Raw genomic sequence first — 446 nt, 5'->3', positions numbered from 1 at the left:
CGGATCATAGGCGCCGTCAATGACCGTGTAGTGGAACTTGAAATCATCTTCATTCGTATTGAGGACACCCTTGGCGCCGTTGGCGAATCGCTTCTGCAAATCAGAGCCGCCGTCCGCGCACTTTTCCTTTTCATTTTCTTTATTTTCCGCAGTTACCGTCTCGGTGACTACCCGCTGCGGGTCTGCTTGCTGCTGGGTCTGTTCTGTGGACTCGGTTTGTTGTTCGGTGGTCGCACGGAAGACCGGCTTCGGAGAATCGCTTTCGGATTCCGATGAACAACCGGTAACGCTCAACGCGACTACAGCTACAGCACTCGAAACAGCAACGAATTTCCTCATGATTTCACGATAGGTCACTGCTTGCTTTTGTAAATGGCGCCGCCAACAATCACCGGCACTAGTCCCACCACAATGAGGTAATAAAGCTCCGTTTCTGAGGAATAGAG

General features: G+C 51.6%; 1 protein-coding gene. It reads right to left on the bottom strand.

The window, feature by feature from the left end:
* A partial coding sequence (locus LPA54_RS38880) for a hypothetical protein (RefSeq protein WP_228985112.1) occupies positions 1-357 on the bottom strand: 357 nt, incomplete at its 3' end.
* Positions 358-446 lie beyond the last annotated feature (89 nt).

Source organism: Streptomyces sp. DH12 (genome assembly GCF_020873895.1).
Lineage (GTDB): Bacteria > Actinomycetota > Actinomycetes > Streptomycetales > Streptomycetaceae > Streptomyces.
Note: the sequence above shows the minus strand (reverse complement) of the source record. Positions and strands in the feature narration are given on the sequence as shown.